This is a genomic window from Pararhodobacter sp., assembly GCF_034676545.1.
Taxonomy (GTDB): Bacteria; Pseudomonadota; Alphaproteobacteria; order Rhodobacterales; family Rhodobacteraceae; genus Pararhodobacter.
The window spans coordinates 3,604,827-3,622,768 of record NZ_JAUCBZ010000015.1 but is presented as its reverse complement, the minus strand read 5'-3'; the positions used below and the strand labels follow the sequence as shown (position 1 = coordinate 3,622,768).

At 62.1% G+C, this 17,942-nt stretch carries 19 protein-coding genes and 1 tRNA gene; 10 read left to right on the top strand and 10 right to left on the bottom strand.

The window, feature by feature from the left end; all coding sequences use genetic code 11:
* Positions 1-73: 73 nt before the first annotated feature.
* From VDQ28_RS21215 to VDQ28_RS21200, 4 genes are all read right to left on the bottom strand, one after another.
* On the bottom strand, positions 74-874 hold the full coding sequence (locus tag VDQ28_RS21215; protein WP_323037821.1) for an ABC transporter ATP-binding protein: 801 nt from the start codon (positions 872-874) through the stop codon (positions 74-76).
* Between the two features lie 80 nt (positions 875-954).
* Entirely contained in the window at positions 955-1,641 is a 687-nt protein-coding gene (locus VDQ28_RS21210; protein WP_323037820.1) for a rhomboid family intramembrane serine protease, read from the bottom strand.
* A 49-nt stretch (positions 1,642-1,690) separates the two neighbouring features.
* On the bottom strand, positions 1,691-1,798 hold the full coding sequence (locus tag VDQ28_RS21205; protein WP_323038174.1) for a hypothetical protein: 108 nt from the start codon (positions 1,796-1,798) through the stop codon (positions 1,691-1,693).
* The gene (locus VDQ28_RS21200) at positions 1,753-2,466 is read right to left on the bottom strand and encodes a sugar transferase (protein WP_323037819.1); all 714 of its coding nucleotides are present in this window, start codon (positions 2,464-2,466) and stop codon (positions 1,753-1,755) included. The genes VDQ28_RS21205 and VDQ28_RS21200 overlap by 46 nt, the downstream gene beginning before the upstream one ends.
* Before the next feature lie 477 nt (positions 2,467-2,943).
* Between VDQ28_RS21200 and VDQ28_RS21195 the strand changes: the two genes are divergently transcribed.
* The 3 genes from VDQ28_RS21195 to VDQ28_RS21185 all read left to right on the top strand — a co-directional run bounded on the left by VDQ28_RS21195 (position 2,944) and on the right by VDQ28_RS21185 (position 6,488).
* Positions 2,944-3,792, top strand: a complete 849-nt coding sequence (locus VDQ28_RS21195; protein ID WP_323037818.1) for an ExeA family protein — start codon at positions 2,944-2,946, stop codon at positions 3,790-3,792.
* Between the two features lie 99 nt (positions 3,793-3,891).
* A complete protein-coding gene (gene aspS, locus VDQ28_RS21190) occupies positions 3,892-5,670 on the top strand; it encodes an aspartate--tRNA ligase (protein WP_323037817.1) in 1,779 nt (592 codons plus the stop codon).
* Positions 5,671-5,945: 275 nt separating this feature from the next.
* On the top strand, positions 5,946-6,488 hold the full coding sequence (locus VDQ28_RS21185) for a GNAT family protein (protein WP_323037816.1): 543 nt from the start codon (positions 5,946-5,948) through the stop codon (positions 6,486-6,488).
* On the opposite strand, the gene VDQ28_RS21180 is transcribed toward VDQ28_RS21185, so the two are convergent.
* Positions 6,485-6,946 (bottom strand): disulfide bond formation protein B, encoded by a 462-nt coding sequence (locus VDQ28_RS21180; RefSeq protein WP_323037815.1) that lies wholly within the window; start codon positions 6,944-6,946, stop codon positions 6,485-6,487. The genes VDQ28_RS21185 and VDQ28_RS21180 overlap by 4 nt on opposite strands.
* Positions 6,943-7,521 (bottom strand): YqaA family protein, encoded by a 579-nt coding sequence (locus tag VDQ28_RS21175; RefSeq protein WP_323037814.1) that lies wholly within the window; start codon positions 7,519-7,521, stop codon positions 6,943-6,945. Before VDQ28_RS21175 ends, VDQ28_RS21180 begins: the two co-directional genes overlap by 4 nt.
* Positions 7,522-7,636: 115 nt before the next feature.
* Here VDQ28_RS21175 and VDQ28_RS21170 point away from each other — a divergent pair.
* From VDQ28_RS21170 to VDQ28_RS21160, 3 genes are all read left to right on the top strand, one after another.
* Positions 7,637-7,722 (top strand) — tRNA-Leu (locus tag VDQ28_RS21170).
* Between the two features lie 1,013 nt (positions 7,723-8,735).
* A complete protein-coding gene (locus VDQ28_RS21165) occupies positions 8,736-9,890 on the top strand; it encodes a Hint domain-containing protein (RefSeq protein ID WP_323037813.1) in 1,155 nt (384 codons plus the stop codon).
* Positions 9,871-10,245 carry a Hint domain-containing protein gene (locus tag VDQ28_RS21160; protein ID WP_323035893.1) on the top strand — a complete coding sequence of 125 codons (375 nt, stop codon included), beginning with the start codon at positions 9,871-9,873 and terminating at the stop codon, positions 10,243-10,245. The genes VDQ28_RS21165 and VDQ28_RS21160 overlap by 20 nt, the downstream gene beginning before the upstream one ends.
* Positions 10,246-10,504: 259 nt before the next feature.
* On the opposite strand, the gene hisA is transcribed toward VDQ28_RS21160, so the two are convergent.
* Positions 10,505-11,227, bottom strand: a complete 723-nt coding sequence (gene hisA / locus VDQ28_RS21155) for a 1-(5-phosphoribosyl)-5-[(5-phosphoribosylamino)methylideneamino]imidazole-4-carboxamide isomerase (RefSeq protein ID WP_323037812.1) — start codon at positions 11,225-11,227, stop codon at positions 10,505-10,507.
* A 120-nt stretch (positions 11,228-11,347) separates the two neighbouring features.
* On the opposite strand from hisA, the gene VDQ28_RS21150 reads away from it, so the two are divergent.
* The 3 genes from VDQ28_RS21150 to VDQ28_RS21140 are packed head-to-tail and all read left to right on the top strand — an operon-like array spanning position 11,348 to position 12,382.
* On the top strand, positions 11,348-11,536 hold the full coding sequence (locus VDQ28_RS21150) for a hypothetical protein (RefSeq protein ID WP_323037811.1): 189 nt from the start codon (positions 11,348-11,350) through the stop codon (positions 11,534-11,536).
* An 11-nt stretch (positions 11,537-11,547) separates the two neighbouring features.
* Positions 11,548-11,871, top strand: a complete 324-nt coding sequence (locus tag VDQ28_RS21145) for an arsenate reductase family protein (RefSeq protein WP_323037810.1) — start codon at positions 11,548-11,550, stop codon at positions 11,869-11,871.
* 4 nt (positions 11,872-11,875) lie between these two features.
* Complete coding sequence (locus tag VDQ28_RS21140; protein ID WP_323037809.1) at positions 11,876-12,382, top strand: AAA family ATPase; 507 nt, start codon at positions 11,876-11,878, stop codon at positions 12,380-12,382.
* Between the two features lie 75 nt (positions 12,383-12,457).
* Here the strand turns inward: VDQ28_RS21140 and VDQ28_RS21135 are convergent, their stop codons facing one another.
* A complete protein-coding gene (locus VDQ28_RS21135; protein WP_323037808.1) occupies positions 12,458-12,664 on the bottom strand; it encodes a cold-shock protein in 207 nt (68 codons plus the stop codon).
* Between the two features lie 329 nt (positions 12,665-12,993).
* Here VDQ28_RS21135 and VDQ28_RS21130 point away from each other — a divergent pair, with 329 nt between their 5' ends.
* Complete coding sequence (locus tag VDQ28_RS21130; RefSeq protein ID WP_323037807.1) at positions 12,994-14,436, top strand: DEAD/DEAH box helicase; 1,443 nt, start codon at positions 12,994-12,996, stop codon at positions 14,434-14,436.
* 91 nt (positions 14,437-14,527) lie between these two features.
* On the opposite strand, the gene VDQ28_RS21125 is transcribed toward VDQ28_RS21130, so the two are convergent.
* Positions 14,528-14,938 (bottom strand): rhodanese-like domain-containing protein, encoded by a 411-nt coding sequence (locus VDQ28_RS21125; RefSeq protein WP_323037806.1) that lies wholly within the window; start codon positions 14,936-14,938, stop codon positions 14,528-14,530.
* Positions 14,935-17,820 carry a valine--tRNA ligase gene (locus tag VDQ28_RS21120; RefSeq protein ID WP_323037805.1) on the bottom strand — a complete coding sequence of 962 codons (2,886 nt, stop codon included), beginning with the start codon at positions 17,818-17,820 and terminating at the stop codon, positions 14,935-14,937. The genes VDQ28_RS21125 and VDQ28_RS21120 overlap by 4 nt, the downstream gene beginning before the upstream one ends.
* Between the last annotated feature and the right edge of the window lie 122 nt (positions 17,821-17,942).

Here is a 17,942-nt window from a genome sequence, read left to right as displayed (position 1 = left end):
ACGCGTTTGCAACGCACGGCCACGCCTGAAAAAGTTACGAACGATCGTTGAGGCAATCGTCCGGGTCGTCGCCTCAGGCCGATTGCGTGGCGCTGAGGAATTGTTGAAGGCGCTCGGACTTCGGTGCGCCAAAGAGGTCGTCTGGCGGGCCCTGTTCCTCGATCAGACCTTGATGCAGGAAGATGACATGGTCCGAGACATCCGCCGCCATGCGCATGTCATGCGTGACGATTATCATTGTCCGGCCCTCATCGGCCAGCGCCTTGATGACGCGCACCACCTCTTGCTCCAGCTCTGGGTCCAGCGCTGAGGTGGGTTCATCGAACAAGATCGCGCGTGGCTCCATGCACAGGGCGCGAGCGATGGCGGCGCGCTGTTGTTGACCGCCTGACATTTGCGCCGGGTAGACGTCGGCCTTGTCGCCAATGCCCACCTTGTCCAGCAATTCACGCGCGCGCGCCTCGACCGCCGGGCGCTTTTGCTTCAGCGCGGTCAGTGGGGCTTCCATGACATTTTGCAACACCGTCATATGCGCCCACAGGTTGAAGTTCTGGAACACCATCGACAGGTTCGTGCGAATGCGCGCGACCTGCGCCCGGTCGGCGGGCTGCCGGTTCAGCCCGGTGCCTTTCCAGCGAACGGCCTCACCTTCAAAGAGGATCTCACCTTGCTGGCTGTCCTCCAACAGATTGCAGCACCGCAACAAGGTCGATTTCCCCGAACCCGACGACCCGATGAGCGAGATCACTTGCCCCGGATGCGCCACCACAGTCACGCCCTTGAGGACTTCAAGCGCACCATAGGCTTTGTGCAAGCCCTGAATTTCGATGACGGGGGCAAACGGGGCTGCCGACGGGCTGGAGGATGAGGTCACAAGGCTCTCGATAATTTTTTGATCATATTCGACAGTAGGACGCATCTTGCGCCAAATTGCAACGTCAGAGTCGCGTCGCGTCACGGCTTTGGCGCGCGCCGCGGTTTTGGCGCATGATGGCGATAGCGATGGGTCAGCGTCGGAGTCGTGATCCAGGCAAAGGCCACGCCGGTCACAAATCCACCCAAGTGGGTTTGCCATGCCAGCATCCCGCCGACCAGGAAATACAACGCCACGTTCATGACCACCAAGCCGATCAGCAAACGCCATACGGGTTCGAGGCTGGCACGCAAGGCACGCCGGCGTTGAAAATCCCAGTACATCGTTGTGCCAAAAAGACCAAACACCGCCCCCGATGCGCCCAGCATCGGCGCGTCAACGCTGGCAAGCAGTGCATAGGCCCCCGCGCCGCCCGCCGACGTGACAACAAACGCCAGGAGAAAGCCGCGTTGCCCCAGCCGGATTACGGTTTCGCGGCCCAAGTGCAACAACATCAACATGTTGAACAGCATGTGCATGAAGCCGCCATGCAAGAACGCATAGGTGATGAACATGGTGACGCGCTGGCCGGGGAAAAGCGGGGACCAATCGACCAGCAGCCGGGGCCAGAATGCGCCGTGGATGATGGCAAAGTTGCGCGGCCCGGAAAGCGACAGGAAAGGGGTGTCCAGCAGCGTGAAAAGCAATTCCAGCCCCGCGCAGATCGCCACGATCCACAACAGGACGGGCGCATGGCGCGGTGCGGGTGGGCGAAGAGGTGCGTTCATGGCACTGGAATGGCAGCGCTTGCGGGGCTTCGCAAGCCTGAACGCAACCTCAATACCCCGTCGCGCGCCAAACGACACCGAAGGTCGCCGCGATGATCTTTGCGTCGGTCTTCAGGCTGATGTGCTGGACATAGCGCAAGTCCAGGATTGCCCGCAGATCAAAGGATTCCTCGTTGCGGGCGGTAACCTGCCACAGCCCGGTGATTCCCGCCGCACCCCCAGATAAGCATGCGGGTTGCGGTACATCGGCAGTTGCTCGGGCAACATCGGGCGCGGTCCGACAAGGCTCATGTCACCGATCAGCACGTTGAAGATCTGCGGTAGTTCGTCCAGCGAGGTCTTGCGCAAAAGACGCCCCAGCGGCGTGATCCGGGGATCACGCTTGAGTTTCTGCGTGCTTTCCCATTCTTCGCGCAGGGCGGGATCGCGATCAAAACACAGCTCAAGTTGCGCGTCGGCCCCGCGCACCATCGAGCGCAGCTTGAACATGCGGAACCGGCGGCCATTCAGGCCCAGCCGTTCTTGCGTGTAAAACGGATTTCCGCTTTCGAGCCACAAGGCAACCGACAGCAGCACCAAGAGAGGCGCCGCCAGAATCAGGGCCGTTGCCGAGAGAATGATGTCGAACAGCCGCTTGCCAAAGAGCGCATAGCGGTCCTTGAGGCGCGGCAGCACCGTTGGCGGTGTCGCAAGCGCAATCGGGGTCGCTCCACGCGGGTGGGCGACCAGGAGCGGTTGGTCCCACACAGGTAGATCACCTATGGTGGGGAGCGGACCCAGATCGACACCAGTCAGATCCGGGAGAGCACGATAATGCAGAGTCATAGCAGCACCCCAGATGTTCCGGGATCGGCTAACACCCCCCCAGGTGCCGTACCGAACAAACTTATGCCATGTTTTAGCCTTGTTCGCGCCCAGAGAGAAACAAATTGAGCAAAGTTCAGGACAAATTGACGGTAAATTGTTTGTTTCCAAACTTGTAACACAAGAATAGGTGTCAATTTGCAGTGCATTTTGCGAAGATTAGGCGGATTGATATGGACTGTTGCGATTTGGGAAACAGTGGACTGTCAAAGGCGTCGTTGGTTCTGAAGTGATTAAACTCCCGTAGGTGGCGTAATGCCGTAGAATGCACGCTTGGATTGAGTGATTCCGAATCATCATGGCCCCGCATTGCGTCATAACTGCCCCGAAAGCGCCGCATGAATTTGGTATTCTTGTCAAAGTTGACCTATATCCCTGATGGAACAGAACTGTCCCTCTTTGCGCCGCAGGGGTAAGCAGACACAAAACAGGCTGAGTATGTCGCAGGCACTAGGCTATTATCTGGACCATTTCGGACTGCGCGAGCGGCCGTTTGCGCTGGCGCCAGACCCAGAGTTCATCTTCTGGTCGCCTGAGCATCGCGGGGCCTATGCGATGCTCGACTATGGCCTGAGCACGCGCGCGCCGATCACGTTGCTGACGGGCGAAATCGGCTCGGGGAAAACCACCCTGGTACATCATTTCATCGACGGGCTGGATGATGAGGTCACCATCGGGATGATTTCGAACGCGCGGCCCGGCGTGAATGACGTGCTGCGGCGGGTGTGTGCGGCATTGAGCCTCGACCTTGAAAAGGATCTGGACAGCTCCGACCTTTTTGCGGTGATCCAGACATTTCTGCTGGCGCAACACGCCATAGGCAAACGCGTTCTGCTGGTGATCGACGAGGCGCAAAACCTCAACCGCAACGCGTTGGAAGACCTGCGGATGCTGACCAACATCAATGCGGGCCGGGACGAGGTGCTGCAATTGCTGCTGGTCGGGCAGCCAGAATTGCGCACCACCGTGCGTCGCCCCGATCTTGTGCAATTCGCGCAACGCGTGGCGGCCAGCTATCACCTGCCGCGCCTCGATCCGGCGGGGACGGCGGGGTATATCGCCTCGCGTATTCGGCATGCGGGCGGCAATCCGGGCATTTTCAGCCGACAAGCTGCCGAGCTGATCTACGAGACCACGCAGGGCACGCCCCGATTGATCAATCAGCTTTGTGATCTGGCACTGACCTATGCGTTTGCAGCGGATCTCAAGATGGTGAAACGGGACGTGGTGCAGCAGGTCCTGAACGACGGCGTGTTTTTTGGCGCGGGCGGCTTTCCCGACGCATAATCGCGGCCAGACAGGGTGCAAACCGGGGCGCGGGCTTGACTTCGTGCCGCCTAACCTGTGTATCCGGGAAAATCCTTTTGTCCCTGCACGGAGTCCGTGATGCACGTTTATCGCAGCCATACTTGCGCCGACCTCAATCTTGCGCATGTCGGCGAGACCATTCGCCTTGCGGGCTGGGTCCACCGCGTCCGAGACCACGGCGGCGTGTTGTTCATCGACCTGCGCGACCATTACGGCATCACACAGATCCTGGCCGACAGCGACAGCCCGGCGTTCAAGGCGCTGGAAAAGGTCCGTGCCGAGTGGGTGATTTCCATCGACGGCACCGTCAAGGCGCGCGACGCGGCGCTGGTCAACAGCAAAATCCCGACCGGCGAGGTCGAGGTCTATATCCGCGAGATGCGCGTCTTGGGCGAATCCGCCGAATTGCCGCTGCCAGTGTTCGGCGAGCCGGATTACCCCGAAGAAACCCGCCTGACCTATCGCTTCCTCGACCTGCGCCGCGACACGCTGCACGAGAACATGATGCTGCGCTCGAACGTGGTGCGCTCGATCCGCAACCGGATGTGGGACGCGGGCTTCAACGAATTCCAGACGCCGATCATCACCGCCAGCAGCCCCGAGGGCGCGCGCGATTTCCTGGTGCCTTCGCGTCTGCACCCCGGCAAATTCTATGCCCTGCCGCAGGCCCCGCAGCAGTTCAAGCAGTTGATCATGGTGTCGGGCTTTGACAAATATTTCCAGATCGCGCCCTGTTTCCGCGACGAGGACCCGCGCGCCGACCGTTCCCCGACCGACTTTTACCAGCTGGACGTCGAGATGTCGTTTGTCGAGCAGCAGGACGTGTTCAACGCCGTGCAACCGGTCATTCAGGGCGTGTTCGAGGAATTCGGCGGCGGCAAGAAAGTCGATTCTGACTGGCCGTTGATTTCTTATGCGGATTCGCTGGCATGGTATGGCAGCGACAAGCCCGACCTGCGCAACCCGATCAAGATGCAGGTTGTCAGCGATCATTTCCGTGGGTCTGGCTTTGCGATCTTTGCCAAATTGCTGGAACAAGACGGCACCGAGATCCGCGCTATCCCCGCGCCGACCGGCGGCAGCCGCAAATTCTGCGACCGGATGAACGCCTTTGCCCAGGCGCAGGGCCTGCCGGGAATGGGGTATATCTTCTGGCGCAAGGGCGAGGATGGCACGATGGAGGCCGCCGGTCCGCTGGCCAAGAACATTGGACCCGAGCGCACCGAGGCGATCCGCGTGCAGTTGAACCTGGGCGAGGGGGATGCCGCCTTTTTCCTGGGCGGCAAGCCAGAAAATTTCGAGGCCGTCGCCGGTCGTGCGCGCAACGAAATCGGCACGGCGCTTGGCCTGAGTGAAACCGACACCTTCCGCTTTGCCTGGATCGTCGATTTCCCGCTGTACGAAAAAGACGACGACGGAAAAATCGACTTCTCGCACAACCCGTTCTCCATGCCGCAGGGCGGGATGGCGGCGTTGCAGGGTGATCCCTTGAAGGCGTTGGGCTATCAGTATGATCTTGCGTGCAACGGCTATGAACTGGTGTCGGGCGCGATCCGCAACCACAAGCCCGAGATCATGTATAAAGCGTTTGAACTGGCCGGCTATCCGGCGTCCGAGGTCGACAAGCGGTTCGGCGGCATGGTCAAGGCGTTCAAATACGGCGCGCCACCCCACGGCGGCTGTGCGGCGGGGATTGACCGGATCGTCATGCTGCTGGCCGATACCGCCAACATCCGCGAAGTCATCATGTTCCCGATGAACCAGCGCGCCGAAGACCTGATGATGAACGCGCCTTCGGACGCCAGCAACGAGCAGTTGCGCGAATTGCGGCTGCGGGTGTTGCCACCCGAGGCATAAGGTTTCGAGGGGGGGGGCGAGGGGGCTTCTCGCCCCCTCGCGCTCCCCTCGCCAAAGGGGGGCACGCCCCCCTCTGGACACCCCGTGAGTATTTCCGGCAAGATGATGTAGGGAGAGGGGCCGTATGGATCTTGGGGCTTGGACACCGCCGCAATTGCCGCCACGCGCGGTGATCCAAGGGCGATATGTGACGCTGGAGCCACTTGATCCGGGCCACCGTGACGATCTGTTCCGGGCGTATGCCGAGGATGCCGCGGGGGAGATGTGGCGCTATTTTGCCGACCGGGCCCTTTGCCGATGCGGCGAGTTATGGGGTGTGGCTGGATGCGGCGCGGTTGGTGTTTGATCCGTTGCATTTCGCCGTACGCATGGCTGATGGGCAGCTTGGCGGGACGTTGAGTTTGATGCGCATTGATCCCCGCGCGGGCAGTATCGAGACGGGCTGGTTGACCTTTGCCCCTCGATTGCAGCGCACGCGCGAGGCGACCGAGGCGGTGTATCGCATGATGGAATGGGCGTTTGAGGCGGGATATCGGCGGTTCGAGTGGAAATGCGACGCCGCCAACCTCCCGTCACGTCGCGCCGCACAGCGGTTCGGCTTCAGCTTTGAAGGTGTGTTTCGTCAAGCCGGAATTGTCAAAGGGCGCAATCGTGACACGGCGTGGTTTGCGGCGATTGACCGCGAATGGCCGGCGCTGAAATCGGCGTATGAAATCTGGCTGGACCCGGCGAATTTTGATGCAGCGGGTCGGCAGCGACAGAGCCTTGGCGCGTTGACCTCCGCGATCCGTGTCGCGGCCGACCCGGCACTGGGTTAGGCGCGGCGCATCGCGATCAGCCACAAGGCCAGGAGCCCCAGCGAGGCGATGCCGTTCCAGCTGGCCATCGACAGGCCGAACATCTCCCAGGCGACATCGGTGCAGCGCACGACCGGGGCGGCGAGGATCTGATTGAGCAGATCCTCGGGGCTGAGGCTGCTGATGTTGCCGCCGCCGGAACAGCTGTCCGGGCCCGCCCACCAGTGGCGCTCGACGCCCGTGTGATAGAGGCCGAGACCAGTCGACACCGCCATCGTCACGGCGCCCGCGGCCTTGACCCACGCCGTGGGCAGACCCAGCGCGATCAGGCCAAGCACAAAGGCGATGCCATGCGGCCAGCGTTGCCAGATGCACATCTCGCACGGGGCCAGACCCATGACATACTGAAAGAAAAACGCGCCGCCCAGCATCGCCGCAGAGCCGAGACCCGCCCAAAACGCCAAAGACAAGTCTTTCACAGGAACCTCACCGCGTAAAATCCACCCGCCAGTAGAACGACGAACAGGATGGTCATCAACCCCAAGCGACGCTCGATGAAGTCACGAATCGGTGCGCCGTAGCGATTCAAGAGCCAGGCGACCAAAAAGAACCGGCCCGCGCGGGCGATGATCGAGGTGATGATGAAAGTGCCCAGCGGCAGGCCCGTCCAGCCCGACATGATGGTGATCACTTTATACGGGAAGGGCGTGAGGCCGGCGATGAGGACGGGCCAGAAGTCGAAGCTGTTGAACCGGTCATTGAAGGCCAGGACCGCGTCTTCCTTGCCCAGGCTGGCCAGGATCGGTTGGCCGATTTGCTCAAAGGCCAGGGCGCCAATGGCGTAGCCCAGCAACCCGCCCAAGACCGACGCCACCGTGGCGACCGCCGCGATTCGAAACGCGCGGGTCGGTATGGCGACGATCATGGCGATCATCAACACATCCGGCGGAATTGGAAATACCGACGCCTCGATGAACGCCACGATGGCAAGCGCCCACATCGCCCGAGGATGTGCCGCCAAGGAGAGGGTCCAATCGTAGAGCGATCTGAGCATGATGGTTCCTGTTGCTGTTGGCGAGGGCTTGCCCGACGCCGATAAGCGCGTCAAGGCGTCTGCGGTGAAAGTCACCCGTTGACCGTGCCGCGTGACCGCGCTAAATCGCTGCTGTGCCCGAGTGGCGGAACGGTAGACGCAGAGGATTCAAAATCCTCCGCCTTTGCGGGTGTGTGAGTTCGAATCTCACCTCGGGCACCATTTTCCTCCGGATGTTCTGAAACACAGCCTGTTCGGCGCTTTGCGCGGGGATTGTCGCCAGCCAAGGCGCGGCCATGCGAGCGGATCACGGGCGTGCTGGTTGCCGAATCAACGGGTTTGATATGCCGCACCTCGCCGCCCGGCCAGACCGGGTTTGGACCTTGAATATTTGCCCTCTAACGTGGGGCAGCGCTGCCTGACGGCGCGATCGAATGTGGAGTGGCCGCGCGTCATCGGAGTCGTTGGGGTTCGCGGAAATGTGGTTTCGCGGCACGTGACCTGGACAGAACCAAGAGGGATGGTTTTGCAAAAATGCAGGCACCTTCTGGCACGAGGAAGTCGCGGGGAGCGCCATTCTGGTGCTGTCCGGGGGGCGATCATGGTGCGGCGCATTCGAAAAGATGCGCCTGCGACTCGCGAATCACTTTTGTTTCCAAAGTCGAAACAATTAGCGAGGCATGGCCGGGATTGATGCGTGATCGAACCTTTGGGCGCTCGAATGCAGGCGTTTTGCAAGAGTCACGGGAGTTTTATCTTTTGGTTCTTGTTTCGGAACAATGCACAGCGCCGTTCTCGGAAATCGTTAAGATTTCATGCAAAGGTGGCGGAAAACTGGCTTGGATTCGACGAAAATGCGGCGAAACTCGGGCAATCTGCGTTTCCTTATTGGAAACGCGGAGTGCTCAGGGTGAGTTCTGACGGTCTGTTTTGCGCGTGTGATTGTGATCTTGATCACGGATTTCTTTTTGTTTTCCAACGGAACTTGATATAGTGAACCAAGCCCTGAAAAGGGTTGCAGGCTATGGGGGTAGTCTGGGGGAATGCTGCCAGCTGTATTCCGGGGTGTTTGAATTGTGACCATATCGTGGCGCTTGCCGCGCGTCCGCCCCTGACTCATTAGCAGCTTTCAGCCGCCGCTGGAGTGATCCAAGGCAATATTATCGAGCGTCGTATTCGCGGCGCAGTCCTATTTTAACGATGGTCCGCTGTTGCGGAAGCCAGGAGAAACGCAAATGCCGCCAAGAGTGATAAACCCAGATGAAATAGAAGCCCAAGGTACTTCGGGAATCGTGGATGGCCTCGACACCGGTGAGGTGATGGGCGGCCTTTACACGGATGCCGATGGTGACCAGATCACCAACGATGGCTCGCACATCCTTGGCAACGGCGGCGACGACACCGTCTATGCCGGCTATGGAGACGATACCATCGACGGTGGCGAGGGTGCCGATGTTCTCTTTGCCGGTGAGGGTAATGATTCCGTTGCAGGTGGGATCGGCGACGATTCCGTTTGGGGCGATCAGGGTCAGGACACGCTCTGGGGCAACGAGGGCGACGACAAGCTTATTGGTGGCGCGGGCGATGATCTGATCACCGGTGGCGCGGGCGATGATGTCTTGGTCGGGGATCTCAATCCGGGCGATCGCGGCGGGATGGATCCGTCCGACCCAGCCGAGCCGGGTTTTGGCAATGATACGCTGGTGCTGGATGCCGGCAATGACGAAGCCTATGGCGGTTCGGGCGATGATGAATTCCGGATCTTTGACGGTTTCGGAAACCATACGATTGTCGGCGGTGAAACCGGCGAAACGGAGGGCGATACGCTCAATGCCGGCGCGCTGAGTGATGATGTTTCGGTGATCTATACCGGTGACGAATCCGGGACGATCACCGACGGCAGCGGGACCGCGAACTTTACCGAGATCGAGCGTTTGGACCTCGGGTCTGGCGATGACCGGGTCGAGATCCTGACCTCGACGTCCGGCACGGTGAATGGCTCGGACGGTTTTGACACGCTGGTTCTGCCCGATCCGCTGCCCGGTGAGACGCCACCGAATGTGACGATCACCAACACGATCGACAATGGTGACGGAACCTTTACCTATTCGGGCTACGTTGATTTCGACGACGGCTCGCGGATGGATTTCGAGAATTTCGAGGAAATCATCTGCTTCACGCCGGGGACCCTGATCGACACGTTGCGCGGCAAGGTGGCGGTGGAAACGCTGGTGCCGGGTGACAAGGTGCTGACCCGCGACCACGGCTATCAGTCGCTGGCCTGGGTCGGGCGGCGTGACCTGACGGCGGCCGAACTGGCGACCTGCCCGGCGGCCGGCACCGGTGCGGATTGCGGCGGGATCGCTGGGGGTGAACCTGCCCGAGCGTGATCTGATCGTCTCGCCCCGCCACCGGATGCTGGTGACGGGTGCCCGCGCGGAACTGATGTTCGGCGAGCGCGAAGTGCTGGTCACGGCGGCCGATCTGCTGGGTTTGCCGGGGGTCTCGCAAGAGGCGGTCGGCGATGTGAGCTATGTCCATGTGATGTGCGACGCGCATCAGATCATCCGCGCCGAAGGGTCCTGGACGGAGAGTTTCCAACCTGCGGCGGCGGTGCTGAATGCGCTGGACGCGGCAACCCGCGCGGAGTTGCTGGGGCTGTTCCCGGACCTGGGCAAGGACGGGTTTGCCCCGGCGCGGCCGGTGCTGAACGGGGCCGAGGCGAAGGTTCTGTTCGCGGCCTGACGGGTCACGCGTTGCAAGGCAAAGGGCCGCCCGGGTTGGGCGGCCCTTTGGCGTTTTGGGTGGCGTTTTGGGTGGCGTTTTGGGTGGCGTTTTGGGTGGCGTTTTGGGTGGCGTTTTGGGGGTGGCGTTGCTGGGGGTGGCGGCGCTTGGGGGGCATCGAGCCCCCCGCGCGCCGGCGGTTTTCGGACCGCGGCGGACCGGGAGGGGGTTCACCCCCTCCCGGACCCTCCCGAGGATATTTGGCGGAACAAAGACCGGGTCAGGGCTTGAGGGCTTTGAGCGCCGCGGCCAGGTCGAGTTTGCCGTCGTAGAGAGCACGGCCTGAGATCGCGCCGTCCAAGGGTGCGCCGCTGTCGCGCAGGGCGAGGAGATCTTGGAGCGACGAGACGCCACCCGAGGCGATCACCGGGATCGAGGTGGCGTGGGCCAGCGCCGCTGTTGCCGCAATATTTGGCCCCTGCATGGCGCCGTCGCGGTCAATGTCGGTGTAGATGATCGCGGCAACGCCCGCATCCTCAAAGGCTTTGGCGAGATCCGTGACCTGCACGTCGGTTTCTTCGGCCCAACCCTTGGTGGCGACGCGGCCCGCGCGCGCATCGATGCCGACGGCGACCTGACCGGGAAAGGCGCGGGCGGCCTCACGCACGAGATCCGGGTTTTCAACCGCGACGGTGCCCAGAATGACGCGGCGCAGGCCCTTGGCGAGCCAGGCTTCGATGGTGGCCATGTCGCGAATGCCGCCGCCGAGTTGGCAGGGTACGCGGACCGCGGCCAGGATGCTCTCGACCGCCGCCGCGTTTACAGGCTTGCCCGCAAAGGCGCCGTTCAGATCCACGAGATGCAGCCATTCGGCCCCTTGATCGACAAAGGCGCGGGCCTGGGCGGCGGGGTCATCGCTGAAAACCGTCGCTTGCTCCATCGCGCCCTTGAACAAGCGCACGCATTGGCCGTCTTTCAGGTCGATCGCGGGATAGAGGATCATCGCAGGCTCCTGTTTGGATGCGCGCGGTTTAGCCCGGTGTGAATCAGGATGCAATTGCCCGATTTTGCGCCCTTGTGCGGTGCGGACGGGTGGCTATGCTGCCGACGGAAGGAGCTTGGCATGACGCAACGTTTCCGCGGATCGGGGTTATGGCTGACAGCGGTCGTGGTGATCGTTGCGGTATGGTTGGCCCCGCCGAGTGGTGCCCTGGCGGCGTACCGAGGTTGGTTTGCGGTGCTGGTTTGGGCGCTTTGCGCGGTGGCTGCGGTGCTGATCGTGATGACGGGCATCCGGGTATGGCGACGATAGAGGAGACGGGAATGGCGTTTGAAATCTGGGGGTTACGCAGCTGTGATACCTGTCGCAAGGCGTTGAAATCGCTTCCGGGTGCAACCCTGCGCGATGTCCGGGAGGCCCCGTTATCAGCCGGAGAGATCGCCGCTTTGGTTGCCGAATTTCCCGACGCTATCGTCAACCGAGCTTCGACTACATGGCGCGGCATGTCGGTGGCTGAGCGCGCGCGCGATGTCGCCGACTTGCTGGCCGCGTATCCGACGCTGATGAAGCGGCCGGTCATTCAGGCGGGTGGGCAGACCTTTCTTGGGTGGAAGGCCGACGTGCGGGCGGCGTTGGGCGTGGAATGATCTGATGCGCCGGTTCACGGTTCTATCCGGGTGTTCAGGCGGCGGAAAATCGACCTTGCTGGAGGCGTTGGCGGCGCTGGGTTTTGCCACCGTGCCCGAACCGGGGCGTCGGATTGTTGCCAGAGCTGCGACGCCGTTGGGTCCGGAAGCGTTCGCGCGCCACGCAATGGATGTGTCGATGACCGATTGGCAGCAGGCGCAGGCACGTGAGGGCCGCGTGTTCTTTGATCGCGGCTTGGTGGATGCGGTCGCGGCTTTTGTTCATGCCACAAACATCACGCCACCCGAGGCCGAAGGGTTGGGCTCCCGCTATGACAGCCCGGTTTTCCTCGTGCCGCCCTGGCCTGAGATCTATGTGACGGATACAGAGCGCCAGCATGGGTTTTCCGAGGCGGTCGCGGAATATGAGCGGCTCTGCAAGATTTATCCGCGCTTTGGCTACAAGGTCATCACCCTGCCCAAAGCGCCAACCGTTGAACGGGTCGCGTTCGTGGTGTCGCACCTCGGTTGAGGCAAACAAAAACCCCACCGAGCGGGCCGGAGGGGGTCAATCCTGTCAAACGCGCCGCGGCGCACGATATCTGCCTTAAAGCAGCTTGAGATCGCTTGCCGATGCGCGACCGTCGCGGCCTGACTGCATCTCGAACGCGATTTTCTGGTTGTCTTGCAGACCTGTCAAACCGGCGCGCTCAACCGCCGAGATGTGGACGAAAACATCCTTGCCGCCATCATCGGGGGCAATGAAGCCAAAACCCTTGGTGGCGTTGAACCATTTTACGGTGCCGGTGGCCATATCCGTATCCTTCTACTTCTTCGTTTCCCGCTGGCGAGATTGCCATTGGGGGCCGTGCAGCCAGCCTTGGGTCTTGCGGGCTGCCTGAAAGTAGGCGGGCGGGCGCAGATAGGTCGGTTGTCACTGCGCAAATACTGCCATGTTTCCTGGAATAATCAAGACCACAGTGTGTTTTTGCCCACGTGTCAGCGGGATTCGCTTGACTTTGGGTGGGTTCCGGCGCATTGGGCGCACTTAATCGGCTGGCGCAGTGTTTGCGCGTTCTCAGCCACGACATGGACCGCCACTCTCGCGCCGTACATGTCACCTTGTCACCCGAAAGGACATGTATGACCGACTTCTCCATGCTCGGATTGATTCCGGCACTCAACAACGCGCTTATCCGCCTGGACCTCACCGAGCCGACGCCGATTCAGGCGCGCTCGATCCCGCCAATCATGGAAGGGCGCGATCTGCTGGGTCTGGCGCAGACCGGCACCGGCAAGACGCTGGCCTTTGGCTTGCCGATTGTGAATGCGCTGGATGGCGCGGGCAAGCCCGAGCCGAAAAGCGCACGATCGCTGATTCTGGCGCCGACGCGCGAGTTGGTGAATCAGATCGCCGACACGCTGACCGAATTGACCAAAGGGTTGCAAACCAACGTCGTCAAGGTGGTGGGCGGCGCCTCGCTGAACCGGCAGACTGACCGTCTGGCGCGCGGCTGCGATATTCTGGTTGCGACACCGGGCCGGTTGATCGACCTGCTGGAGCGTCGCGCGGTGACCTTGCAACAGGTGCAGATCCTGGTGCTGGACGAGGCTGACCAGATGCTCGACCTGGGGTTCATCCATGCGCTGCGCAAGATCGTGCGGTATCTGCCGCAGCAGCGCCAGACGCTGTGTTTCTCGGCGACGATGCCAAAGCAGATGTCGGAGATTGCCGAGGCCTATCTGAACAACCCGATCAAGGTGCAGGTCGCCCCTCCGGGCAAGGCCGCCGAAAAGATCGAGCAGGCCGTGCATTTCGTGGCGCAAGGCGACAAGCCGAAGCTGCTGGAAGGCTATCTGAAAGAGCATCCCGACGAGCTGGCGCTGGTGTTTTCGCGCACCAAGCACGGCGCGGAAAAGCTGTCGCGGTTGCTGGCAAGCTGGGGATTTTCGGTCGCCTCGATCCACGGCAACAAAAGCCAGGGCCAGCGTGAGCGGGCTTTGGCGGGCTTTCGCTCGGGCGAAACCAAGGTTCTGGTGGCGACCGATGTGGCGGCGCGCGGGCTGGACATTCCGCTGGTGCGGCATGTCTATAACCTCGATTTGCCGAACGTGCCCGAGAATTACATCCACCGGATTGGCCGCACTGCCCGCGCCGGTCGCGAGGGTCGCGCCGTGGCCTTCTGTGCGCCCGCCGAGGTTGCCGACCTGCGCGCCATCGAAGCATTGATGAAACAGCCGATCAAGGTTCTGGGCGGCGATGTCTGGCCCGAGGCGATGGCTGATGAGGCCCGCACCCTGGCGCGCAAATCCGCGCGCGGTGGTGGCGGTGGCGGTGGCCGTCCGGGGGGGCGCCCGGGTGGTGGCCGTCCCGGGGGGGGCAAAGGAAGCGCGGCGGGTGCCAAGGGCAAGCCGGGGTCGGGCGCTGGGAAACCGGTGGTCGGTGGCAAGCCTGCCAAACCGGGCAAACCCCGCGTGCATCCGGCCTATGCCGAGGAATTCGGCGGTGACAAGGCGCGGCGTCGGGGGCCCGGTGGTGGAGCGCAGCGCCGCAAAGCCAGTGGCGGACAGCGCCACGAGGGCTGAGGTCTTTCGCGGGCTTTGACCGTGAAAAGATGAGTATTTATAGCAAGATGAAAGCGCAGGGGCCTTTGGGTATCCCTGCGCTTTTTTTGGCTCAGGGGCGGTAGGCGGCGGTTTCGAGCCAGCCGAGGAAGCCGGTTTGCAGCACCACGACATTCTCGCGGCCCGCGACGCGCAGGGCGAATGTGGCCTGCGCCGACAGGGTGCCGGTGTTGCAAAACAGGACGACCAGGCCGGTGGCGGGGATTTCATCCATGCGGGTGAGGGTTTCGCGCCACTCGATGTTGCGCGCACCGGGGATCGTGGCCTGTTCGAATTGCCCGGCGTCGCGGGTGTCGATGAAGGTCACAGCGTCGAACACCGACTCGTCGAGTTGCGCGGGCAGGATGATCCCGGCCTCGTACTCGGCGAATTCCATGTAGTCCAGCATGCCGTCGATCACCGCCTCGTCGGCAAGGGCCGGGGTTGTGAGGGACAGCGACAGGATCAGGGCGAGGCGTTTCATGCCATGGCCTTGAGTTTGGCGATGGCTTCGCGCAGGCGGTCGGCCTCGTCGACTTTCTCGGCCAGTTGCGCGCGGGTTTCCTCGACGACCTCCTCGCCCGCGTTCTCGATGAATTTGGGGTTGTTCAGCCTTCCCTTGAGGCCGCCCATGTCCTTTTCCAGCTTTTCCAGCGACTTGGACAGGCGGTCGGTTTCGCCGGCGATGTCGATCACCCCCTCGAGCGGCAGGGCATAGGTTGCGCCTTCGACGGCGACGGTCAGCGCGCCTTTGGGCAGGGTGGCGGCCGGGGTCAACCCATCGAGGCGTGCGAGGCGTTCGATCAGCGGCTGGTTGCGGATAAAGGCGGCCTGGGCGGCTTCGTCCTGGTCCAGCGCCAGCATCGGCAGTTTCAACCCGGCCGGCACGCGCATTTGCGCGCGGCTGGAGCGCACGGATTCGATCAGGTTGATCACCCAGGACATTTCGCGGTCGGCGTCCGAGTCGGCGATGTCAACGCCGTAGGTCGGCCAGTCGCCGTGCACCAGCATCTTGGCGCGGGTGCCGGTCAGGGACCAGAGTTCTTCGGTGATGAAGGGCATGATCGGGTGCAGCAGCAGGAAGCACTGGTCGAGCACCCAGCGCATGGTGGCGCGGGTTTCCTGGGCCTGATCGCCGTCGAACAGCGGCTTGGCGAATTCGACGTACCAGTCGCAGACCTTGCCCCAGACGAAGGTGTAAAGCGCGTTGGCGGCGTCGTTGAAGCGGTAGGCGGCAAGGGCTTCGTCCACGGCGGCCAGAGTGCGGGCGGTTTCGCCGATGATCCAGCGGTTGGTGGTGGCCTTGGGCTGCGGGATGCCCTCGGACGCGGGGCCGTCAAAGACGCCGTTCATTTCGGCAAAGCGGGTGGCGTTCCACAGTTTGGTGGTGAAGTTGCGGTAGCCGGTGATGCGCTGGGTGTCCATTTTCAGCACGCCGCCGAGGGAGGCCATGGCGGCGTTGGTGAACCTGAGCGCGTCGGCGCCGAATTCGTCGATGATCTCCAGCGGGTCAACGACGTTGCCGAGGGATTTCGACATCTTCTTGCCCTTGGCGTCGCGCACGAGGCCATGCAGGTACACGGTGTGAAAGGGGATTTCCCCGACCACGGCAAGCTGCATCATCATCATGCGGGCAACCCAGAAGAACAGGATGTCTTGGCCGGTCACCAGCACATCGGTGGGGAAGTATTTTTGCAGTTCCGGGGTTTGTTCCGGCCAGCCGAGGGTGCCGAGCGGCCAAAGGCCGGAGGAAAACCAGGTGTCGAGGACGTCGGAGTCGCGGGTCAGGGTTTTTCCGGGGGCTTGCGCTTGCGCGTCAGCCTCGGAGGCGGCGCAATATTGCTTGCCGTTCTCATCATACCAAACCGGGATCTGATGGCCCCACCAGAGTTGGCGCGAGATGCACCAGGGTTCGATGTTTTCCAGCCAGTGGTAATAGGTTTTCTCGCCCGATTCCGGCATGATTTTCACCGTGCCATCGCGGACCACGTCCAGCGCCGGGCCGACGATTTTTTCGGCGTCGACGAACCATTGGTCGGTCAGGAACGGCTCGATCACCACCTTGGAGCGGTCACCGAAGGGTTGCATGATCTTCTTGTCTTCGACCAGCGGCTTGAGGTCCAGATGCTCGGAGTTGGTTTCGGGATCTTTGGTCTTGACCAGGACCGTGACCGCCAGAGCCTCGTGGTTGATGGCGTCGATGACCTTGGCGCGGGCTTCAAAGCGGTCGAGGCCGCGCAGGTCTTCGGGCACCAGATTGACCGTGGTCACGTCCACCGATTTGGGATCGGTGCGACCCTCGGCGATGGCTTTGGCGATGGTCGCGCTGTCCTCATAGGACAGGCCATCGGTGCGCATCCGGGCCTTGGTGTCCATGAGGTTATAGAGCGGGATGTTGTTGCGCTGGGCGACGGCGTAGTCGTTGAAATCATGCGCGCCGGTGATCTTCACCGCACCTGAGCCGAAGTTCGGATCGGGGTAGTCGTCGGTGATGATCGGGATCAGGCGGCGGTGTTCCTTGGGCCCGACGGGGATTTCGCAGAGCATGCCGACAATCGGCTTGTAGCGTTCGTCATCGGTGTGCACCGCCACGGCCCCGTCACCGAGCATGGTTTCGGGGCGGGTGGTGGCGATGGCGATGTAGTTGCGGGTCTCGCGCAGGGTGACGTTTCCGTCCTCGTCACGCTCGACATATTCATAGGTCGCACCGCCCGCGAGCGGGTATTTGAAGTGCCACATGTGGCCGTCGACCTCGATATTCTCGACCTCGAGATCGGAAATCGCGGTTTCGAAATGCGGGTCCCAGTTGACCAGCCGCTGGCCGCGATAGATGTAGCCTTTGTTGTAGAGGTCGACGAACACCTTGATCACGGCGTCGTGGAAATTGCCCTCTTCGCCTTTGGGAGCACCGTCCGCGCCGGACATGGTGAAGGCGTTGCGGTCCCAGTCGCAGGAGGCGCCGAGGCGTTTCAACTGGTTGATGATCGTGTTGCCGGATTGTGCCTTCCATTCCCAGATCTTCGCGGTGAAGGCCTCGCGACCCATCTCGCGGCGGGATTGATTGCCGGACTTGGCCAATTCACGCTCGACCACCATCTGCGTGGCGATGCCGGCGTGATCCTGACCGGGCTGCCAGAGCGTGTCAAAGCCGCGCATCCGGTGCCAGCGCACGAGGATATCCTGCAAGGTGTTGTTGAACGCATGGCCCATGTGCAGGCTGCCGGTGACGTTGGGCGGCGGGATCATGATGCAGAAGGTTTCATCGCGGCTGGCGTTGGCCCCGGCGCGGAACGCCTTGGAGGTGTCCCAGGCGGCGGCAATGCGGGCCTCGGCCTCGGCAGCGTTGAAAGTCTTGTCCATGGTCATGCGGATATCCCTCGGGGCGGTTGGGCGAGCGTTTGCGCGATGTTTAGCCAAGGCGAGGGAAAGAAGAAAGGGGGCGTTGCCCCCTCTGGCCGTTGGCCATTCACCCCCAGAGTATTTTCGGC

What these genes read in the sequence shown, in the direction of transcription:
- VDQ28_RS21135 (WP_323037808.1), bottom strand. Translation starts at nt 12,664, where the DNA reads ATGGCCACCGGCACCGTAAAATGGTTCAACGCCACCAAGGGTTTTGGC.
- VDQ28_RS21200 (WP_323037819.1), bottom strand. Translation starts at nt 2,466, where the DNA reads ATGACTCTGCATTATCGTGCTCTCCCGGATCTGACTGGTGTCGATCTG.
- hisA (WP_323037812.1), bottom strand. Translation starts at nt 11,227, where the DNA reads ATGATCCTCTATCCCGCGATCGACCTGAAAGACGGCCAATGCGTGCGC.
- VDQ28_RS21210 (WP_323037820.1), bottom strand. Translation starts at nt 1,641, where the DNA reads ATGAACGCACCTCTTCGCCCACCCGCACCGCGCCATGCGCCCGTCCTG.
- VDQ28_RS21165 (WP_323037813.1), top strand. Translation starts at nt 8,736, where the DNA reads ATGCCGCCAAGAGTGATAAACCCAGATGAAATAGAAGCCCAAGGTACT.
- VDQ28_RS21175 (WP_323037814.1), bottom strand. Translation starts at nt 7,521, where the DNA reads ATGCTCAGATCGCTCTACGATTGGACCCTCTCCTTGGCGGCACATCCT.
- VDQ28_RS21140 (WP_323037809.1), top strand. Translation starts at nt 11,876, where the DNA reads ATGCGCCGGTTCACGGTTCTATCCGGGTGTTCAGGCGGCGGAAAATCG.
- VDQ28_RS21120 (WP_323037805.1), bottom strand. Translation starts at nt 17,820, where the DNA reads ATGACCATGGACAAGACTTTCAACGCTGCCGAGGCCGAGGCCCGCATT.
- VDQ28_RS21150 (WP_323037811.1), top strand. Translation starts at nt 11,348, where the DNA reads ATGACGCAACGTTTCCGCGGATCGGGGTTATGGCTGACAGCGGTCGTG.
- VDQ28_RS21130 (WP_323037807.1), top strand. Translation starts at nt 12,994, where the DNA reads ATGACCGACTTCTCCATGCTCGGATTGATTCCGGCACTCAACAACGCG.
- VDQ28_RS21195 (WP_323037818.1), top strand. Translation starts at nt 2,944, where the DNA reads ATGTCGCAGGCACTAGGCTATTATCTGGACCATTTCGGACTGCGCGAG.
- VDQ28_RS21125 (WP_323037806.1), bottom strand. Translation starts at nt 14,938, where the DNA reads ATGAAACGCCTCGCCCTGATCCTGTCGCTGTCCCTCACAACCCCGGCC.
- VDQ28_RS21145 (WP_323037810.1), top strand. Translation starts at nt 11,548, where the DNA reads ATGGCGTTTGAAATCTGGGGGTTACGCAGCTGTGATACCTGTCGCAAG.
- aspS (WP_323037817.1), top strand. Translation starts at nt 3,892, where the DNA reads ATGCACGTTTATCGCAGCCATACTTGCGCCGACCTCAATCTTGCGCAT.